The organism is Paenibacillus sp. MDV22-iso6, assembly GCF_058408365.1.
This window is the reverse complement of sequence record NZ_JBZVDZ010000007.1, coordinates 57,383-77,992: the sequence shown is the minus strand read 5'-3', so window position 1 is coordinate 77,992 and position 20,610 is coordinate 57,383. Positions and strand designations below refer to the sequence as shown.

The window sequence follows — 20,610 nt, the reverse complement described above, 5'->3', positions numbered from 1 at the left end:
GGAGTTAGAATGAACAAAAAATTATGGATTGCAGCGCTGCTGGTAACGGTTATGACAGTTGCTGCTGGATGTGGAAGCAAGCCAACAGCTGCTCCAGCTCCAAATCAGACTCAAGGTGCGGGAACAGAGAATAATGCGTCTGAGGATCAGAATGAGACGGATATTACTGAACCTGTAACTGTGGATCCGGAGAATACAACGACAACGACACCGGATACCACTGAAGGCACTACGGAGGGTACAACGACTCCATCGGGTGGAACTACTTCAGAGAAACCTGGAACTTCCGAAAGCAATGAGAAGAAGACCATTGATGTGTACTACACAGATCTAGAAGAGTTGGAATTGCACAAAGCATCGGCAGATATTTCTTACGCTTCGGATGAAGCCAAGTACAAGGCTGCATTTGCAGCGCTGCAACAAAGCAAGGACGACAACCTCGTTCCGCTTTGGGCGAAAGAAATTGAATTGAAATCTGTTCAGTTCAAAGACGGCGCGCTTACCCTGGATATTCACATGCCGGATACAGCACGTCTTGGTGCAGGTGGCGAAGTGTTTGCCATTGATGCTTTGAAACAGACGTTTTTCCAATTTGATGAAGTCAAATCACTTGATTTGCTGGTAGATGGCAAGCAATCCGAGAGTTTGATGGGCCATGTGGATCTTGAGCATCCAATGACACGATCCGAATAGGTTGTACAGCATGTTGTTTTACCATGAATCTGCGGAATATCGGCCGTTTTACATGAGAGAGGGGAATCACAGGTGACTTTTAAATATAACAATCCATCACACTCTAAAAAAGTAGTTTCAGCCGTGCTTGCAGGCATGATGGCCCTTAGCGCTGGCGGAGCTGCCATGGCAGCAGAATCAACAGGTACGGGGCAAGGCCAGACTGCAACTGTAAGCAATACAGCTGCACCAACCGGTTTGTTCAGTGATATCAAGGTCGGATATTGGGCTGAGAAACATGTGTACAAACTGGCCTATCAAGGCATTCTTCTCGGTAACAACGGCCTGTTCCGTCCAGGAGACGCGGTAACACAGCAGGAAGCTGTGACGATGGCGATCCGTTTTATGAACAAGGAGAACCAGTTGAACGACAGCACGGCTACGGCATTACCGACAAATATGGAAGTGGGAAACTATTTCAAGCCATATGTCGCTTTGGCGCTTCAACTGGGACTGATAGATAAAACCGAAGAATCTACTGTGGATGTATCCAAAACATCCTGGGGGCAGAAGCAGGCATCACGTGAATGGATTACAAAATTGCTGATCCGTTCGTTGAACAAAGATGCTGAAGCGAAGGCACAAAACAATCAATCTACCGGATTTGCAGATAATGATAGCATTTCCGAAAGTGGCAAAGGGTACATCAATCTGGCTGTAAGTTTGGATCTGGCCAAAGGTGTAGAAGGCAACAAGTTTAACCCAACGGGCTCTGTAACTCGTGCCCAACTTGCTACATTCTTTAGCCGCGGCGAAACGTTAACGGATACGAAGTATGCGAACACATCCACAGGTTATGTAACAGGATTAAAAGATGGGCAGATTACGCTTGTTGTGGACGGAAAAGCTGTTAACTTCGCAGTGAACAGCAGTACGCCTTACTTTACAAAAGACAGTGAATCCCGTGCATCGTCTGCGGATGTGAAGCTGTATACAAAAGTTCAGATTGTAGGTACTACCGGTACGGCTTCCTATGTCGAAGTGGTCGATGCTACGCCGCAGGTAGAAAGCGTTGAAGGTACGTTTGCTCGTTCATTATCAGGTAATAAAATTGGCTTGTTTGTAGGCGAGAATTATGAAACGTACGGCTATGATGAGGCAACAGCATTTATGGACCAAAATGGAAATGCAATCAAACTGTCTGATATTACAGCAGATAGCACCATTGAAGTACAACGTGAGACGTTCTCGGCTGACAAAAAGACAGTTGTTGTTCGTGTGAAGTCCGGAATTGTCAACAAAAGTGATAGTGGTGTCGTTGCTGAAGTCACGACTTCTGCCAAAACGATTAAGCTTACCAATGCAGCGGGAACTACAGAGCAATACACGTATAACGATAATCTGATCATTCGATATCAAGACCGAATCCTTTCCTTGGCTGAGCTCAAAGCGGGAAGTGCAGTGAAGTATACGGTGAAAGACAGCATCCTGCAAACAATTGAATTGTCGCAAGGTGTAGAGCAGTCTTTACGCGGTACACTGGTGGAGATCGGTGGAAACCAATCGACACTGACGTTTAAACGTGAAAGTGGATCGCTGGAAGCGAAGCTGCTTGCAGAAAAACCGGAAGTAGTTATTAACGGAATCCAGGATGCTACGCTGAATGATCTGATTACAGACGCAACTAATGGAGATCAGGTTGAACTTACGCTAAACTCTGAAGACCGTGTGACGCGCATTCAAGTGATCGGACGTCAGATGGAGCCAATGAACGGAGTTTCCGTTGTATCCTACAACAGTAAAACAAAAGTTTTGACGGTTCTGGACAGCAATAAAAAACCGTTTGTATTCACGCTGGATGACAAAACGAAGCTGGACTACAACACATCGAAGCCTACACTTGCTGGATTGGAATCTTTGTTGAATGATGGTCGCAAATTGGATCTGACGTATGTGGGAACTCGTGCGTTATCCGTTAAAGTGATCTATAAATACGAAGGCACAATCAGCAGTATTGATACTGCGGGTAGAAAAATCAGTTTGTTGTCTGGAAACCAGACGATCACGGTGCCGTACTCTACGGTTCCAACAATAGAGATTTACAACAAATCTGGAGCAAGTCTGAGTGACCTGAAGATCGGTGATAGTGTCACAGTTACGCTGGGTTCGAATCAGGACTATGTACAGAAAGTGGCTTTGAACACCGTGGCTCAATTTGAAGTAGTTTCTGTAGAGACGAATGGTCGTGTTCGTGTGAAATCGGATTCGCTGACAAGTCAGTTCTATGTCGATCAAGCGGCTCTGACAGGAGAAAGTGGTCAGACCATTACGGTCTCGCAATTGACAGCCGGCAACCTGATTAACGTTACATTTGAGGGAACTACGCCTAAAGCGGTTCAAGTCGTTAAACGTACGCTAGCGGAGGTTACATCTGTTGACGCTTCGTCAGTTACACTGAAACTGTTCAATGGTCAAAGTGAGACGGTTCCTGTTAGTGGTTCTGTAAAAGTGGTTAAATCGGGATCTACGTTAACCACACTTGGCAGTCTTACTGTAGGTGATCGTGTTGAAATGACGAAAGATACGGATAATTCTACCCGTTTTAGAGTGTTGACAGTCATGAGCAAACAGTTCTGGTCTTATGATGGAGTAGGCAACCAAATTTTGGTTAAACGCGAGTCCACATCTGACACAAATTATCGTTTTGCACTGGGTACAGGCGCATTTGTTCACCAGGGTGACAACACTTTAAGCGTGCAATCTCTCAAAGATAATGATAATATTGTATTGTATCTCCTGAACAACGTTGTACTGGAGATTCAAAAACAGTAATCGTTTCTTTTCGAGGATCAAAAGAATGACCGTCTTGATGCGGGATCTTTCCCGTATCAAGACGTTTTTTTTGCAAGATTTTTGGGGTCCCCGCAAAGTACTCGAAAAAAGCTTCGAAGTAAGGCTCCACCGTGTGGAGTCATTTTGTGGGAGGTAGCTCTTCATGAATGCAGCCACTGTAAGACATATACTCGAAACAATGGAAGCGATGTTTCCTGATGCACATTGCGAATTAAATCACAGCAATGCGTTTGAATTGACTGTAGCCGTCCTATTGTCTGCCCAGTGCACCGACGAAACGGTAAACAAGGTAACCGCAGACTTGTTCAAAAAGTACACCAGTCCTGCCGATTATCTGTCTGTTCCTCTCGAAGAACTGGAACAGGATATCCGGCGTATCGGTTTGTACCGAAACAAGGCCAAGCATATTCAGAACATGTGCCGAATTTTAATAGAGCAGTATGGCGGTGATGTACCGCAGGAACATGATCAGCTTGTGACGCTCCCTGGTGTCGGGCGGAAAACTGCAAATGTCGTTGTATCCAATGCATTTGGAGTCCCGGCAATTGCGGTGGATACGCATGTTGAACGTGTATCCAAAAGGCTGGCACTGGCAGGTTGGGATGACTCCGTACTTGAAGTCGAGAAAAAACTGATGAAGCGCGTACCCCGGGATGAGTGGACTTTAACTCATCATCGGTTCATATTTTTTGGACGCTACCATTGCAAGGCACAAAACCCTCAATGTCATGTCTGTCCATTGCTGGACATATGCAGAGAAGGTAAAAAGCGTATGAAAACGTCCCAAATCAGGAAAGATAAGGAACGTGCCACAACCCCAAAACGAAAAATAAATTAATGAGTAGAAGAGGATGAGTAATCATGAAATGCATTTCCGTGTACACTGACAATTTTGAGGCCTTCTCCGATATTTTCGAACAAATCGTTGAACAGGAAATGGCTGAAAACGAAGAAAAAGAAGTAGAAGGTATCACTGTAAGCCATTCTGGCGATGTGCCTGAACATTATTTGGAGCGTATGTCCACGAAACCAGAAGTGGTTGTCATGAGAGACAAAGGTCGTGACATTACGATTCTGCAGCATGGACAAGTATTTGAAATTTTGCTGCCTTCGATGGAGAACGCTGTTTCTTAAGAGATTTGGAATAATAAGATATGCTGCTTCTATGTCACTGGGTTATCCTTTTGAAGGTGATCCCATTGGGCATGGACGCAGCATGCTTCTTATGGAATACAATCGTTTCACAGATAAAACCGACAGGATCGGTTTTATTTTTTTATGTGGAGAATTGCGATGTGAAAATTTCTTTGTCAGTCATCTTGCATTCAAACCGTTCAATTTCAAACTTGATAATGGTAAAATAAATGAATTATAAGATAAAGACATCGGACCAGATGTCAAATTAGAGGAGCCAGGGGGAAGGCCAGTCATGTCCAGAACAGATTACCCAGTAGAGATGGCCAAACCTCTGCTTCCACTGCGAGAAGCGATGGAGCAGACAGGGGACCATACAGCTGTACAGGCTTTAACGGATTTGATCAGTAAGGCGGAAATGAAACAGTTAACGATTGCGTTTTGTGGACACTTCTCGGCAGGCAAATCGAGTCTAATTAATAGTTTATGTGGCAAGCGGGTTTTGCCTTCGAGTCCTGTACCTACAAGTGCGAATGTTGTATCCATCCGTAACGGTGAGCCGAGAGCACTTATTTATACGTCATCGAACGTAAGCGCTGACAATTCAGCGGGAGTACTTGAGGTTTCGCCAGAACAATTGGAAGAGTATTGCAAGAATGGTGGGGCATACACCTCCATTGAAGTATGGGACGACATTCCTCTACTGAAAGATGATGCGGTATTACTTGATACACCAGGCGTGGATTCGACCGATCAGGGGCACAGCCTAGCAACACATTCAGCACTTCATCTTGCCGATGTGGTGTTCTATGTGATGGATTATAACCATGTGCAATCGGAAAGCAACCTTTCTTTTGCCAAAAGTTTATCCGATTGGGGCAAACCGTTGTTTCTTATCGTAAACCAGATTGATAAACATCGGGAACGGGAGCTTTCGTTTGACCAATATGTTGAAGGTGTAGAAGCTATTTTTGCAGCCTGGGAAGTCCGGTATGATGGTCTGCTGTTTACTTCGCTTCGGGACAAGGAGCATCGTTACAGCCAGTGGAAGCAGCTTCCTCAACTGATTGAACATATGATGAATGAGAAGGAAGGGTTAATCAAGCACAGCCTTGCAAGCTCTGCGAGCCATGTGACCGAGCAGCATCTGACAAGACAGGCGGAAGAACGCGAAGAGGAAGAGACAGCGCTCCTGGAGGAAGTAGGGGGCAAGGAAGGTATTGAACGCCTGGAACGGGAGTTGGGTCTCCTGGATCAAAAGGAAGCAGAACTTCGTTCCAAACCATCACGGGAACGGGAGAAGTTTCGGGCGGAGTTGGAGCCCCTTCTGGCAAATGCGAACCTAACCCCTGCCGATATTCGTACCTCTGCGGCGGCCTATTTGGAGAGCCGTAAACCCGGTTTCCGGGTAGGCTTATTGTTCTCTGGTGGCAAAACCGAGCAGGAGAAAACGCGTCGTGCCGCTGAGCTTGTGAGACTTCTGCATGATCAGGTCTCGGGACAAGTAGAAGTGCATATCCGTACCATGCTTAGACAGTTGGGCGAAGCCCATCAGCTGTGGGGTGCTGAGTGGGAGCAGGCGCTGAATGCGGAGCTGCCTACAGTAGATGAAGCACTGCTGGAGATGAAACGGAGTGCCAGCGCAGAAGTATCTCCCGAGTATGTGCTTCAATTCAGCAAAGATATACGGGGCGAGATTGAGGCCCGTTACCGCAGGTCGGCCATGATGCTGGCCGACCGCTTGCTTGAAGCGCTGGGCGCGCAGGGCGAAGCCGCGCTCCAGGCGCTGGACGCCAGCCGCACAGCGCTGCTGGCGCAATCCGCGTCGGCGGCGCGCTACACGGCGCTACTGCGCGCCGCCGACGCCGAGGCAGCAGGGCTGCGCAGCCTGCTGCCGCCTGCGGGCCCCCTCACCTCCGGGCTACTGCCGGAGGTGCAGGGCCCGCCCGTGCCCGCGCACGAGCCGGGTGAAGCACCCGGCCCGCACACGGGCACGGCAGAGTCTGTGGCTGCGCAGCCACAGACTCCAGGGGCACCGCCGCCACGCAAAGCGGCGGTGCACGGGCAGCCGGCGGCTGGCGCACAGCGTCGCCGGCGCCTGGACGCAGCGGCGGCACGGCTGGAAGCCGCCGCTGCGCTGGTAGAGCCGTACCCCGCCATGGGGTCGGCGGTACGGGATCTGCGTGCACGCGCGGCTTCGCTTGCGGGCGGCACGTTTACGCTGGCGCTGTTCGGAGCGTTCAGCGCCGGTAAGTCCTCCTTCGCCAACGCGTTGCTGGGCGAAGCCGTGTTACCGGTCTCGCCGCATCCAACGACAGCGGCAATTAACCGGATCATGGCTCCGACCGGTGGCGCGGAGCATGGAACTGCCCGGGTCCGGATGAAGTCCCCGGACGCCTTCCAGGAGGATCTTGCGTATTCCTTCCGTTTGCTTGGACTGGGCGAGCCTGGGGCAGACTGGCAAAAACGCGTCAAAGCCCTTTCACCACAGGATGTGCATCCGGCGGGGCGCCCGCATTACAGCTTTTTGCAGGCAGCCGCAGCAGGCTGGGAGGATACCGCAGCTCAACTCGGCCAGGATGTGCTGGTGGATCTGAACGGATATCGTAACTTTGTCGCCAATGAGAAGAAGTCTTGCTTTGTCGACAGTATTGACCTTTACTACAGTTGTGATGTGACAGAACAAGGCATTGTCCTTGTAGATACGCCAGGGGCTGACTCTGTGAATGCCCGTCATACGGGCGTCACATTCAATTATATGAAGAATGCGGATGCACTCATTTTCGTAACGTACTACAATCATGCCTTCTCTCAAGGAGACCGACAATTCCTGAATCAATTGGGACGCGTCAAAGACAGCTCGGCGATGGATCAGATGTTCTTTGTGGTTAATGCAAGTGATTTGTCTTCCTCTGAAGAGGAGTTGGAGCAGGTTCTTGACCATGTGAGTACTCAGCTGCGCAGTAATGGCATTCGGGCACCACGCCTATTTCCTGTATCCAGCATGCTGGCAATGGAAGGCAAGACGGGCAACGATGCGACATTGCTGGAGCAATCCGGCTTCATTCAGTTCGAGGAAGAATTTAACCGATTTGCAGGAAGTGAGCTTGCGGACCTTGCGGTTGGTGGAGCTTCTGAAGAGATCGCACGGGTGATAAAACGTCTGAAGACACGTGCCGAGGATGCAACTCAGGGGGAAGAGGTTCTACAGCGACGTCGGGATGAGCTGGGCTCAATCCAGGAACAGTCGCTTCAGAGGGTACATTTGCTTGCGGAACGGTCCATGAAGGCAGAACTGGCTCAGGAAACGTCTGAACTTCTGTTCCATGTGCGGCAGCGCCTGGGTTATCGTTTTGGTCTGTTCATGGCAGAAGCGTTCCATCCATCCGTTCTTCGTGAGGATCGCGGGAATCTGAAAGCAGCCTTTGCAGCCTGCGGTCGCGAACTGCTGCGCATGATTGCCATCGAACTGGAGCAGGAACTGCTTGCTACTACACTCCGACTCGAACAGGCGGGTCAGACTTGGCTGCACAAACAAGTGACCGAATGTGTAGATGAATTGAAACGATTATCCGGAGGAATGGATCTGTCGTTGCCGCTGAACGAACGCTGGAGTACACCTGTCCTGGACGAGGTGCGTTTGGAAGAACCTTCGGGTTGGAAAACATATCTGAGTTATTTCCGTAATCCGAAACAGTTCTTCGAAGGAGATGGACGACAGCGGCTGCAGGAGGCACTTGACCCAGTTATTAAACAGATGGTGATCGATGTTCTGCCTGCTGCGGAGAATAAGCTGGTCCAATTCTATGACAACCAGCTTGGGCAGTCTTTGCAGCATCAATCCCGTCAATTGGAAGAGAGACTTGAGGAGGCCGTGAGTGCCCTCCATGAGACTCTGACCAGTGGAATTCCTGCCGAAGAATGGGAGAGTCTGTCTGTACAACTGGGGCAGATTGAATGTGAATAAAAGGTATTCAAATCCATGTCTGTATGTAAACGGTTGAAAAGCGAAATGAGATATACAGCGATATGTTGAAATGTTGTCGTTGTACCAAAAAAGGCCCCTGCCTCTAAAGGTATACAGGGAGCCTTTTTTGGTACGAACAACCTGAAAGGAAGAGAATATTCAAACATTTGATTGATAGAAGGGTATCTACCTCCCTTAATGACGCATTAAGGTGAAAGTAGCCTGAATATGGTCGCTTATTCGCTTTGCCGCGAAGGGGGGACGGTGATAAACTTCATAAATGTTCATACTGATTTTGAACGATATAAGAGGAGGAGAGACATGGATGTTCTCAGGCAATTGCAGATCTTTTTCTGGGAGAAGCGCTCGTATTTATTTTTATCGATCTTATGCCTCGCCATAGCGACCGCGCTTGGACTGGTGTATCCGAACATGCTAAGGATACTGATTGATGACGTCATCACTCCGCGCAATTTTGAAGACGTTCCCAAACTTGCTTTAACGGTATTAGGTGTCGTTATTCTGAAAGCGGGAATGCAGTTTTTACACGGTCTTTTTGGAGGGCGTCTCGGAAACTTCCTGGCGTACCGACTTCGTAACGCTTGTTACGAAAAGCTTCAATTTTTATCCTTCCGGTATTACGACACGGCCAAAACGGGAGACTTGATGTCCCGCCTCACGGGAGATCTCGAAGCGATCCGTAACTTTATCGGATTTGGCTTCGCTCAAATTCTCAACATGGTTCTGATGGTCGTATTCGGCGCAATCATGATGATGACCATGAGTTGGAAGCTTACCTTGCTAACGCTCATATGTATTCCTCTGCTTGCCTTCGTTGCGCTGAGATTCGAATCCCGAATTCACCCTGCATTCCAAGAAATGCGGCTGGCACTCAGCTCTTTGACGACAGCAGTACAGGAGAATATTACAGGTGTGCGTACTGTAAAGTCATTTGCACGTGAGCCTCACGAAGTGGAGAAGTTTGCCGTCCGTAACGAGCGTTACAAAACGAACCAGATTCATGCAGCAACATTATGGAGTCAATACTTTCCGATCATGGAGATTCTCGCTTCGGTCAGCGTAGTTCTTCTGCTCCTCATTGGCGGAAACATGGTTATTCAGAAAACGTTAACACTCGGTGAACTCGTTGCCTTTTTCAGTTTGATCTGGTACATAATCGGTCCAATGTGGAACCTTGGCTTCCATATCAATAACTATACGCAATCCAAAGCATCGGGTGAACGGGTGTTGGAACTTTTGAATACGCCGGTAGATGTACAAGAGACAGAAGATCCGGTCATTGTAGAGGCTGATCAAGTCAAAGGGCATGTGGCCTTTGAATCCGTTACCTTTGCTTACGGCAATAAAATGCCGGCAGTGACCGATATTAACTTTGATGCGCCACCAGGCTCCGTCATTGGCTTCCTGGGAGGAACAGGCTCGGGTAAATCAACTATTATTCAGCTCCTGATGCGTGCATACAACGTGAACTCGGGCACCATCAAGCTGGACGGCAAGAATATTAAGGACATTGGAATTCGCAGCCTGCGGAGTCAGATTGCTTCTGTGTTCCAGGAAACGTTCCTGTTCTCTTCCAGCATTCGCAACAACATTTCATATGGACTCAAAAATGTAACCATGGATGAGATTATCCGTGCAGCCAAACTGGCCAAAGCACATGAATTCATCATGGAATTCCCTGAAGGATACGATACGGTCGTCGGGGAGCGGGGAATGGGCTTGTCGGGAGGGCAAAAACAGCGGATTGCAATTGCTAGAGCTCTGCTGAAAAACCCGAAAATTCTCGTTCTGGATGATGCAACCAGTGCAGTCGACATGGAGACCGAACATGAAATTCAATCCGGATTCCAGGAAGTCATGCGTGGAAGAACGACGTTTATCATTGCGCATCGGATCTCTTCCCTGCGTCACGCAGATGAGATTCTGGTACTGGATGAAGGACGTGTCGTTCAACGTGGCACACACAAACGTCTCATTGAAGAGCCTGGACCTTACCGGGACGTATATGAGATTCAATACGCAGATTATATTGCCCGCGGTAAGCGGGAGGCTGGGGAGCAGGTGAATTCATGAGTGCCGAAACGGTAGCCGATAGGCGTGAGGTCAAAGAGACCTCTGATAAGAAAATGAATGAACGTTTTGTATATCAGGACGACGAAATAATTGAAAAACCGTTTAACTGGCGTGAGTTCGGACGTTTGTTCGCTTACATGAAACCTTATGCAAGACAACTCTTGCCACTCATTATTCTAATGATGATTTTGGGTACCATTACGAAATTGTCCGTTCCATTTTTGATCAGTTTGGCGATTGATAAAGCAATTGCACCTGCAACGGGTTTGCCAAGCTTGACGATGCTTTATATTATTGCTGGTTCTGTACTTGTGTTGTATCTGATTCAATGGGCGGCTAATACGTACCGAATCAAATTGACGAACATTATCGGGCAACGGGTCATTTACGATCTTCGCTCGGATTTGTTCAAACACATCCAGAAGCTGTCCTTTAACTTCTTTGACAAAAGACCTGCGGGCTCGGTATTGGTGCGTGTCACCAATGATATCAACTCCCTGCAGGATCTGTTCACCAACGGTGCGGTCAATGTCATGATTGACTGTGTGCAGTTGTTGGGGATTATCGTCATTTTGCTGCTGATCAACTGGAAACTGGGCCTCGCGGTCATTATTACGGTTCCGCTCATGTTTATTATTTCGACCAAACTGCGTGTGCTGATCCGCCGTGCCTGGCAGGATGTACGTATGAAGAACTCACGCATCAACTCCCATTTGAATGAATCCATTCAGGGGATTCGTGTGACTCAGGCCTATACGCAGGAAAAAGAAAACATGAAGTATTTTGACAACATGAATCTGTCGAGCAAAAAATCATGGGATAGAGCATCGGCCATGAACCAAGGCTTTGGTCCTCTGATTGAAATTACGGGCGGCTTCGGTACGTTAATCCTGTTCTGGTTTGGTGCTTATCTGATTCAAGAAGGGCAGCTGACAATCGGATTGCTCGTAGCTTTTGCCAACTATGTCGGCAACTTCTGGGACCCGATTAACCGTCTGGGACAGATGTACAATCAGTTGCTCGTTGCTATGGCTTCCTCCGAACGGATTTTTGAGTTTATGGATGAGGAGCCAAGTATTGCGGATAAACCTGGAGCCAAGCCGCTTGCTTCTATTAAAGGAGATATTGTATTCGACAATGTGGTGTTTGAATATGAGAAGGGCAGACAGGCGCTGAAGGGAATCAGTTTCGCTGCAGATGCCGGACAATCGATTGCACTTGTAGGTCATACGGGTTCAGGTAAAAGTACCATTATCAATCTCATCAGCCGATTCTATGACATATCAGGCGGACGTCTCACCATTGATGGTCAGGATGTAAGGGATGTAACGGTTGAAAGTCTGCGCAGCCAGATCAGTATTGTGTTGCAGGACACGTTTATCTTCTCTGGCACCATTCGGGATAATATTCGTTTTGGACGGCTTGATGCAACCAATGAAGAAGTGGAAGAAGCTGCGAAGGCAGTTAATGCCCATGAATTTATTATGAAGCTGCCGGGTGGATACGATACGGAAGTCGAAGAACGCGGGAATGTATTATCGATGGGACAGCGGCAATTGTTATCCTTTGCCCGTGCCTTGCTGGCTGACCCTCGAATCTTGATTTTGGATGAAGCAACTGCCAGTATCGACACCGAAACAGAGCTCAAAATTCAGGAGGCTTTGAAAGTGTTGCTGCAAGGAAGAACTTCCTTTATGGTGGCCCACCGTCTCTCCACGATCCGAAATGCGGATAACATTATCGTGCTGGATCATGGTGAAATCAAGGAAGAAGGAAACCATGAGCAACTTATCCAGAAACAAGGAGTTTATAATGGGTTAATAGAAGCTCAATACAGATTTTTGTAAAAATTGATCGAAAAAACACAAAAAATCTTGTAAAATTCACAAGAAAAATAGGGAGCACTCTTGCATTCTTTAACCAAAACCCCGAAAATAGAGAGATAGATATAGAAGATTTCTCTTTGGGAGGATTGGAAAGAACATGTGGGGTGCTCCATTTTCGGCTCAAGCCAAAAAAATGCTGCTATTGGGCAGCGGAGAATTGGGAAAAGAGGTCGTTATTGAGGCTCAACGACTGGGAGTAGAGACGATCGCTGTTGATCGTTACGAAAACGCACCTGCCATGCAGGTTGCGCATCGGTCTTACTGCATCGACATGTTAAATGCCGAAGCTCTGAAACAATTGATCCGAAAGGAACAACCTCATTACATCGTACCTGAGATTGAAGCAATCGCAACAGAAGCTTTACTCGAGCTTGAGGAAGAAGGATTTTGTGTCGTTCCTACGGCCCGGGCTGCCCGTTTAACGATGGATCGCGAAGGCATCCGCCGTCTGGCAGCCGAACAATTGAACCTTCCGACAGCGGCCTATCTTTTTGCGGACAACCTGGAACAACTTCAGGAAGCTGTTCGTGAATTGGGTACACCATGCGTCATCAAACCACTAATGAGTTCTTCCGGTAAAGGGCAGAGTGTATGCCGTACATCGGATGACGTAGAGGATTGCTGGAACATTGCTCTTTCGGGAGCACGTGGCAAATCCGTACGTGTCATTGTGGAAAGCTTTGTGAAGTTTGACAGCGAAATTACGCTGCTCACTGTTAGATCTGTCTCAGGGACTGTATTTTGTCCTCCGATCGGTCATATTCAGAAAGATGGGGATTATGTCGAATCGTGGCAGCCTCATGCGATGACACCAGAGCAATGGGAACAAGCTTGTCATATTGCCAAGTTGGTTACGGATGAACTCGGTGGTTATGGACTGTTCGGGGTCGAATTATTCCTGACATCAGATGGAGTTGTGTTCAGCGAGGTATCGCCTCGTCCGCATGATACAGGCATGGTTACTATGGTAACGCAAGATAGTTCCGAGTTTGCGCTGCATGTGCGTGCAATTCTTGGTTTTCCGGTCACAGGTGTACATTTACTGACACCGGGAGCTTCAGCAACGCTGAAGGCTAATGATGAAACATCTGACTTTACTGTAGGCGGGATTGAAGAAGCACTGGCACTTCCTCGTACTCAGGTTCGTGTATTTGGCAAACCTGAGACCAAAGTGGGACGCCGAATGGCCGTAGCATTAAGTGCCGGCCAAGATGTGGAAGAAGCTCGTAAAACAGCGGTACAAGCCGCTAATATGCTGAAAGTGGAGGTAAATCATGTCCAATAATGTTGAGGCCCCTGTACTGATGATCCGAGAGTGTGAACTGCGAGATGCTGAAGCGGTAACGGGACTGATGCGAGAGGTCAGCTATCCCACAACAGCCAATGTCATGAAAGAGCGCATTGAATGTTTGGAAAGCAATCCAAACGCATGCATGCTTGTTGCCGAAGTGGATGAACAGATTATTGGTGTGATTGGCTTGCAATGTGTGCAAAGTCATGCCTATCCGGAACCTGCCGCACAAATTACGTCCTTGATTGTAGGGCAAGAGCATCGTGGGGGCGGAATTGGCCGTCGTCTGATGGCTCGTGCCGAGGATTGGGGCAGACAGCAAGGTGGGAAACAATTGTTTGTCACCGGAGCGAACCGTGAAGTGACTTCAACAACCTATTCTTTCTACGAGCATATTGGTTTCCAGAAGAGAGGCTATCGTTTCAGTAAAGTCCTTCTATAGAAAAAGAGTTTTATTATATCGCGATCTTCACGTTTTTGGTGTGGTGAATGATAAATAGAAGATAAGTGGCATTCGGCAAGCATTTCTTGTCCGGATGCCATTTTTTTATGCCGTATTTTAAGCTTTATGGTTGGGGTTTTAGTTGATATACCAGTGTTTTAAGAGCAAGTTGCAGGATATGGTGCAATGTACTATAAACCGTCCACGCCCCTTTGAAACAGGGTTAAAAATGACAAAAAAGTTACTTTTCCATAATTTATGGGTTCACAATCTACTATTCAATTGATATACTCCTAGAGTATTAATTACAAAGTTGTCATAACTAATATTTCTAAGGAGATGAATGAATTTGAAGAAGAAATGGATGAAAACCGTGGTAACCAGCAGTCTGACAGCCGTACTCGCCGTAGGGGTTATGCTCCCTGCTTCCGCTGCAGATGCATCATATAAAACAACTACTAAAACTACAACGTTTAAGATTACGAGTGCGGATAGCTTAAAAGCGTACATTGAACAATGGCTGAAAGATAATGGTTACACTGTATCAACTGGCGAGGGGCAAACAACAGTAGAGAAGCCTGTAACACAACCTGATCAAACAACTAAACCTGATCAAACTACCAAACCTGCTCAACCGACAACACCTGCAAAACCCGTAACACCTGCAAAACCAACTCAAGAAGAGAAACCGGCAACTACACCAGCCAAAGATCCTTCAAATAGTGGAACTGGAACTGGAACGACTACAGGCAATACAGGAAACAGTGGTAGCGAGAGCACACAATCGGATTTTGCAGTTCAAGTAGTAAAACTTGTGAACGCTGAACGTGCCAAAGCTGGCCTGAGCGCATTGGCTTCCGACGCTCTTTTGGACAAAGTGGCTGTAGCCAAAGTTAAAGACATGAGCAACAACAATTATTTTGATCACCAATCACCGACTTATGGTTCTCCGTTTGACATGATGAAACAATTCGGAGTAACTTACAGCTATGCTGGCGAGAATATCGCAAAAGGGCAAAAAACACCTCAAGAGGTTGTTACAGCTTGGATGAATAGCGAAGGCCACCGTGCGAATATCCTAAGTAAAAACTTTACGAAAATTGGTGTTGGATTTTACAACGGATATTGGGCTCAAGAATTTATCGGTAACTAATTCATTTTATTGAAGAATATTTTGATTTTAGTTCAAAAAAAGGTTATGTCATCACAGCTCGAAGCTGTGCATGACATAGCTTTTTTTTGTAAAAGCATATTTGAAACTGAATTCTGCTTAATTCAGCGGCAAAATTTGCAAATTAACGACAGAACATTTATGTTATTTAGAAAAAGCGTCATCTTAATGTAAAATCATTTTAAATTTTAAGCACCCAGCCAGGTGTACATGAGCGGAGATGTGATGAATGAAAAAAAGAAATCTTGATTCAGCGCCATGGATCTGGAGAACCATTAGTACAGTGTCCATATTAACAACATTGCTGCTGTTATTTGGATTTGGATACGCCATTAAAGACGTCATTTTTCCTGAGGGAGATGCCCAATTAGGTACAGGACAGCAGACAACGACACCTGCAAAGGATAGCGGGCAATCAACACCTGTGGTGAAAGATGGCAAAATTCGAATGGCTGTAATCGGTGATTCCCTGGCAAGAGGTACTGGGGATGATGAGGGGTTTGGTTTTGTAAGGCGGGCAGGTAATTTGCTTAAAGATCAGGGATATGATGTGCAAGTGCTTAACAATATGGGTGTGAACGGTTTGAGAACAGACGCATTGTTGAGCAAGCTAGATGAACAAGGCGTACGTTATGTCTTACAACAGTCCAACTTTATTCTGTTGTCGATCGGAGCCAATGATCTATTCCAGGGTGGACAGGTTTTACAGGGAGAAGACGCGCCCACGGCAGAGACACTTGCTGCGGCATTACCGGAGACGTCGAAGCGTTTGCAGGAGATCTTGAAGAAAGTGAAAGAAATTAACCCTGATGCACAGATTGCCTACATAGGGCTATACAATCCGTTTGGGGATGTGAAAGAACTCAAAGAGCCAGGAAATGCGGTTGTAGCTGCATGGAACGATGCTGCAATGAAGGTTCTGAACAATGAGGACAAGATGACACTTGTACCTACATTTGATCTGTTTGAAAATCATCTGGGACAATATCTGTCGTCAGATCATTTTCATCCCAATGGAGAAGGCTACGAGCAAATTGCGGTTCGGATTGCACAGGAATATCAGGCAGAGACTCCAGCAGAAGGGAGCGGAAAATAAATGGCACAAGAACAGACTGATTCCGTATTGTCCGTGCAGCATCTGAAGAAAAAGATTGGACGCAAATGGATCATTAAGGATGTTACTTTTGACGTTAAACCAGGCGAAATTTTCGGTTTCCTGGGACCCAATGGTGCCGGGAAGACAACAACCATCCGGATGTTAGTTGATTTAATTAAACCGACAGAAGGTAAAATTCAAGTCTGTGGGTATGATGTCAACCGTGATCCTGAAAGGGCCCTGAGATATGTGGGTTCCATTGTTGAAAACCCGGAAGTGTACACGTATTTGACCGGATGGGAAAATCTTGAGCATTTTGCCCGTATGCAGCCAGGCGTGGATAATGACCGTATTCAGGAAGTTGTAGATATTGTACGCCTCGATCAGCGGATTCATGATAAAGTAAGAACCTACTCTCTGGGGATGCGTCAACGACTTGGCATTGCACAGGCATTGCTTGGTCGCCCAAGGCTGCTGATTCTGGATGAGCCAACGAACGGACTTGATCCCAAAGGGATTAAGGAACTTCGCGTCTTTATCAAACAGCTTGCAAGTGAAGGCATGGCTGTATTCGTCAGCAGTCATTTGCTTAGTGAGATTCAACTTCTCTGTGACAGGGTGGCGATTATCAGTGCAGGGCGCGTGCTGGCAGTTGGCGGCGTCAATGAACTGATTGAAGACCATTCCAAATTGGCGATATGGCATGTTACTCCGCTGGAGGAAGGTAAAAAAATGCTGTTGAATGCAGGTGTTTCCTTGGTGGATCGGCCTGCAGATGTTATGGACGATACCATTGTTGCAGGGCTTGGTCCGAATGCTGTCGTTGCTGAAATGCATGAAGATCGAATTCCGGCCCTAGTCCAGCAAATGGTGCAAGCCGGAATTCAGGTTGAAGGAGTGCAGCGGATTCAGCCTACGCTGGAACAGCTATTCTTAAAAATGACAGAAGGTGAATCCATTGAGTAACATCATGCCGCTGATCCGAAACGAAACGATCAAAATGGTAAAGAAAAAACGTCTTTATATTATTTTTATCGTACTCGCGGTCCTGGTTCCGATGTTTACGTATGCCCAGATGAAATCTGCGGAAAATAATCGTGACAAGTTTGGCGGCGACTGGCGGCTTGAGCTGCAACAAGCCATTACGGATAATCAGAACTCGCTTGGCAGTGACCGGGTACCTGAAGAATACAAAAAGTACAGGACTGTGTACATCCAGCAAATGCAATACTATCTGGAGAATGACATCAATCCGAAGGAGCCTGGCGGTGTAACTTTTACGCGGGAATTCATGAATAACGCCGTTGGATTGTTTATACCACTGCTCATTATGGCGATTGCCTCGGATCTGGTATCCGGTGAGCGCACCACAGGTACGATTAAAATGCTTCTGACCCGTCCGGTCAAACGTTGGAAAGTGTTGCTGAGTAAGCTCATCACGTTGATTATGTTCGTGTCGATTATTGTGGTGTCGGCGTACGTCATCTGTTATGTCATTTCGGGAGCGGTATTCGGATATAAAGGTTTCGGTATGCCGATCTTTACCGGATTCAGGGTTGTGGGTACAGATGTCGATATGTCAGCAGTCCATGCAGTGGACCAGTGGTTGTATATGCTAATGCAGGCAGGGCTCATCTGGTTCGTCAGTATAATTGTGGCGATGCTTGCCTTCATGGTCTCTGTGCTAGTGCGAAGTACAGCAGCAAGTATTGTCATCATGATGGCAGCACTCATAGCAGGAACTATTCTCACCAGTATGGCCGCATCCTGGCAGTCAGCCAAATATTTGTTCATGGTTAACCTCGAACTTCCGAATTATTTGTCTGGCGGATTGCCACCAATCGAAGGGATGAATTTAGGTTTTTCCCTTATTGTGCTTAGTGTTTGGGGCATTGCTTCACTCTTTGTGTCATTCATTGTCTTTACGAAACGGGATATCTTGAATTAAAATGGACAAGGATAAGAAAACATCTGTTTGCATTTTAGGCATTTTTTTAGTTGCAAGTTAAGAAGGGGGAGCATGAATGGTCGAGCAAATCGATATGTCGGCAGGTTCGACAGGCGGAGGACAAGGGTCTTCAGGCTACGACGCGGACGACATTCAAGTACTTGAAGGACTGGTAGCGGTACGGAAACGGCCGGGGATGTACATCGGCAGCACCAGCTCTTCGGGTCTACATCATTTGGTATGGGAAATCGTGGATAACGCTGTCGACGAACATCTCGCCAAATTCTGCTCCAAAATCGATATCACGCTGCATAAGGACGGTTCTATTACGGTTCAGGATAACGGAAGGGGAATTCCGACAGGTATACATAAAACAGGGATTCCTACTCCCCAGGTCGTGTTTACGATTTTGCACGCAGGCGGAAAGTTCGGTGGATCAGGATACAAAAAATCAGGCGGTTTGCACGGTGTAGGTGCGTCAGTTACGAACGCATTGTCCGAATGGCTTGAAGTCGAGATTTTCCGTGATGGCAAGATTCATCGTCAACGATTCGAGTATTGGCAGGACAAAAAAGGCGTTGAGCATGTCGGAGAACCGGTGTCTGGTCTCGATGTATTGGGCAATACCAATCGAACGGGAACAAAAGTTACGTTTAAACCGGATATTCGCGTGTTCCAGAGCGGCATTCAATTTAATTATGATACACTGGCAGAACGTCTTCAGGAGATTGCCTTCCTGAACTCGGGGCTGAGAATTATGCTCAAGGACGAACGTTCAGGCAATCAGGATGAGTACATGTACGAAGGCGGAGCAAGCCAGTTTGTTGCTTTTCTTAACGAAAATAAAGATGTGCTGCATGATGTCATTCACTTCTATGCGGAGAAGGATGACATTGAGGTCGAAGTGGCGATCCAGTATAACGCGGGTTATACGGAAACGCTGGCGTCGTTCGTCAACTCGATTCCCACTAGAGGTGGCGGTACACATGAGACCGGATTCAGAGCAGCTTATACACGTGTGATGAATGATTACGCACGGCGTACCAGCATGATTAAGGAAAAAGATAAAAACCTTGAAGGTAATGATTTGCGTGAAGGCATGATGGCTGTCATCAGTGTCAAAATGTCGGAGGTCGAATTCGTAGGACAAACGAAGGATCAACTCGGTAGCGCTTCCGCGCGAAGCGCAGTGGATTCTGTCGTGTCCGAGAATATCCAGCGGTTTTTGGAAGAAAATCCGCAGGTTGCGCAAACGTTGATTCGCAAAGCGGTTCAGGCCTCCAGAGCCAGAGAAGCTGCACGCAAAGCACGTGATGAGATGCGGACGGGCAAAAAACGCAGCGAAAGCTCCAACCTCAATGGCAAGTTGACTCCGGCACAATCGAAGGATTTTACCCGGAATGAACTGTTTATCGTCGAAGGGGATTCCGCAGGCGGTTCAGCCAAACAGGGGCGTGACTCCAAGATTCAGGCGATACTCCCGCTTAAGGGGAAACCGCTCAATCCGGAAAAAGCAAAGTTGGCTGATATCCTCAAAAACGAAGAATACCGGGCCATTACATCGGCGATCGGGGCGGGTATTGGAACCGAATTCGCAGTTGAAGACAGCAATTATTCCAAAATCATAATTATGACGGATGCTGATACGGATGGTGCACATATTCAGGTACTATTGCTGACTTTCTTTTACCGCTACATGAAACCGTTAATTGATGCAGGAAAAATATATATTGCTCAGCCGCCGCTTTACAAACTCACGCGCAAATCCGGCAAAATGGCAAGTGTACGTTATGCCTGGACCGATGAAGAGCTGGCGAATTACATGAAAGAATTTGGAACCAATGTGGAGCTCCAACGTTATAAAGGGCTTGGCGAGATGAATCCGGATCAACTGTGGGAGACTACAATGAACCCGGAAACACGTGCATTGCTCAAGGTACAGATCGTTGATGCAGCGAAAGCGGAGCGTCGAGTATCTACGCTTATGGGTGATAAAGTTGATCCACGCAAACGCTGGATTGTAGAGAATGTCGACTTTACAGAGTACGAAGAATAG

Annotated in this window: 14 protein-coding genes; all 14 read left to right on the top strand. The window is 47.1% G+C overall.

Annotated features, from left to right (window positions below; all coding sequences use genetic code 11):
• Positions 1 to 9: 9 nt before the first annotated feature.
• The 14 genes from AC4PM4_RS19830 (at position 10) to parE (ending at position 20,610) form a co-directional block, all read left to right on the top strand.
• Positions 10 to 693, top strand: coding sequence for a GerMN domain-containing protein (locus AC4PM4_RS19830; protein WP_491614385.1), 684 nt, complete (start codon positions 10 to 12; stop codon positions 691 to 693).
• A 72-nt stretch (positions 694 to 765) separates the two neighbouring features.
• Positions 766 to 3,504 carry an S-layer homology domain-containing protein gene (locus AC4PM4_RS19825; protein ID WP_491614384.1) on the top strand — a complete coding sequence of 913 codons (2,739 nt, stop codon included), beginning with the start codon at positions 766 to 768 and terminating at the stop codon, positions 3,502 to 3,504.
• Positions 3,505 to 3,667: 163 nt separating this feature from the next.
• Positions 3,668 to 4,363, top strand: a complete 696-nt coding sequence (gene nth, locus AC4PM4_RS19820) for an endonuclease III (RefSeq protein WP_063566827.1) — start codon at positions 3,668 to 3,670, stop codon at positions 4,361 to 4,363.
• A gap of 23 nt (positions 4,364 to 4,386) precedes the next feature.
• A complete protein-coding gene (locus tag AC4PM4_RS19815) occupies positions 4,387 to 4,659 on the top strand; it encodes a hypothetical protein (RefSeq protein ID WP_024630585.1) in 273 nt (90 codons plus the stop codon).
• A 295-nt stretch (positions 4,660 to 4,954) separates the two neighbouring features.
• Positions 4,955 to 8,626, top strand: a complete 3,672-nt coding sequence (locus AC4PM4_RS19810; RefSeq protein ID WP_491614382.1) for a dynamin family protein — start codon at positions 4,955 to 4,957, stop codon at positions 8,624 to 8,626.
• A 321-nt stretch (positions 8,627 to 8,947) separates the two neighbouring features.
• Positions 8,948 to 10,720 carry an ABC transporter ATP-binding protein gene (locus AC4PM4_RS19805; protein ID WP_063563179.1) on the top strand — a complete coding sequence of 591 codons (1,773 nt, stop codon included), beginning with the start codon at positions 8,948 to 8,950 and terminating at the stop codon, positions 10,718 to 10,720.
• Positions 10,717 to 12,567: an ABC transporter ATP-binding protein gene (locus AC4PM4_RS19800; protein WP_063563178.1), complete on the top strand. Its 1,851-nt coding sequence runs from the start codon at positions 10,717 to 10,719 to the stop codon at positions 12,565 to 12,567. The genes AC4PM4_RS19805 and AC4PM4_RS19800 overlap by 4 nt, the downstream gene beginning before the upstream one ends.
• A 136-nt stretch (positions 12,568 to 12,703) precedes the next feature.
• A complete protein-coding gene (gene purT / locus AC4PM4_RS19795; protein WP_063563177.1) occupies positions 12,704 to 13,891 on the top strand; it encodes a formate-dependent phosphoribosylglycinamide formyltransferase in 1,188 nt (395 codons plus the stop codon).
• Positions 13,881 to 14,339 carry a GNAT family N-acetyltransferase gene (locus AC4PM4_RS19790; protein ID WP_062328403.1) on the top strand — a complete coding sequence of 153 codons (459 nt, stop codon included), beginning with the start codon at positions 13,881 to 13,883 and terminating at the stop codon, positions 14,337 to 14,339. The genes purT and AC4PM4_RS19790 overlap by 11 nt, the downstream gene beginning before the upstream one ends.
• 349 nt (positions 14,340 to 14,688) lie before the next feature.
• Positions 14,689 to 15,492 (top strand): CAP domain-containing protein, encoded by an 804-nt coding sequence (locus AC4PM4_RS19785; protein WP_491614381.1) that lies wholly within the window; start codon positions 14,689 to 14,691, stop codon positions 15,490 to 15,492.
• 247 nt (positions 15,493 to 15,739) lie between these two features.
• Entirely contained in the window at positions 15,740 to 16,606 is an 867-nt protein-coding gene (locus tag AC4PM4_RS19780; protein ID WP_491614380.1) for a GDSL-type esterase/lipase family protein, read from the top strand.
• The gene (locus AC4PM4_RS19775; RefSeq protein ID WP_063563175.1) at positions 16,607 to 17,572 is read left to right on the top strand and encodes an ABC transporter ATP-binding protein; all 966 of its coding nucleotides are present in this window, start codon (positions 16,607 to 16,609) and stop codon (positions 17,570 to 17,572) included.
• Positions 17,565 to 18,554 carry an ABC transporter permease gene (locus AC4PM4_RS19770; RefSeq protein WP_491614379.1) on the top strand — a complete coding sequence of 330 codons (990 nt, stop codon included), beginning with the start codon at positions 17,565 to 17,567 and terminating at the stop codon, positions 18,552 to 18,554. Before AC4PM4_RS19775 ends, AC4PM4_RS19770 begins: the two co-directional genes overlap by 8 nt.
• 76 nt (positions 18,555 to 18,630) lie before the next feature.
• Entirely contained in the window at positions 18,631 to 20,610 is a 1,980-nt protein-coding gene (parE, locus tag AC4PM4_RS19765; protein ID WP_072733384.1) for a DNA topoisomerase IV subunit B, read from the top strand.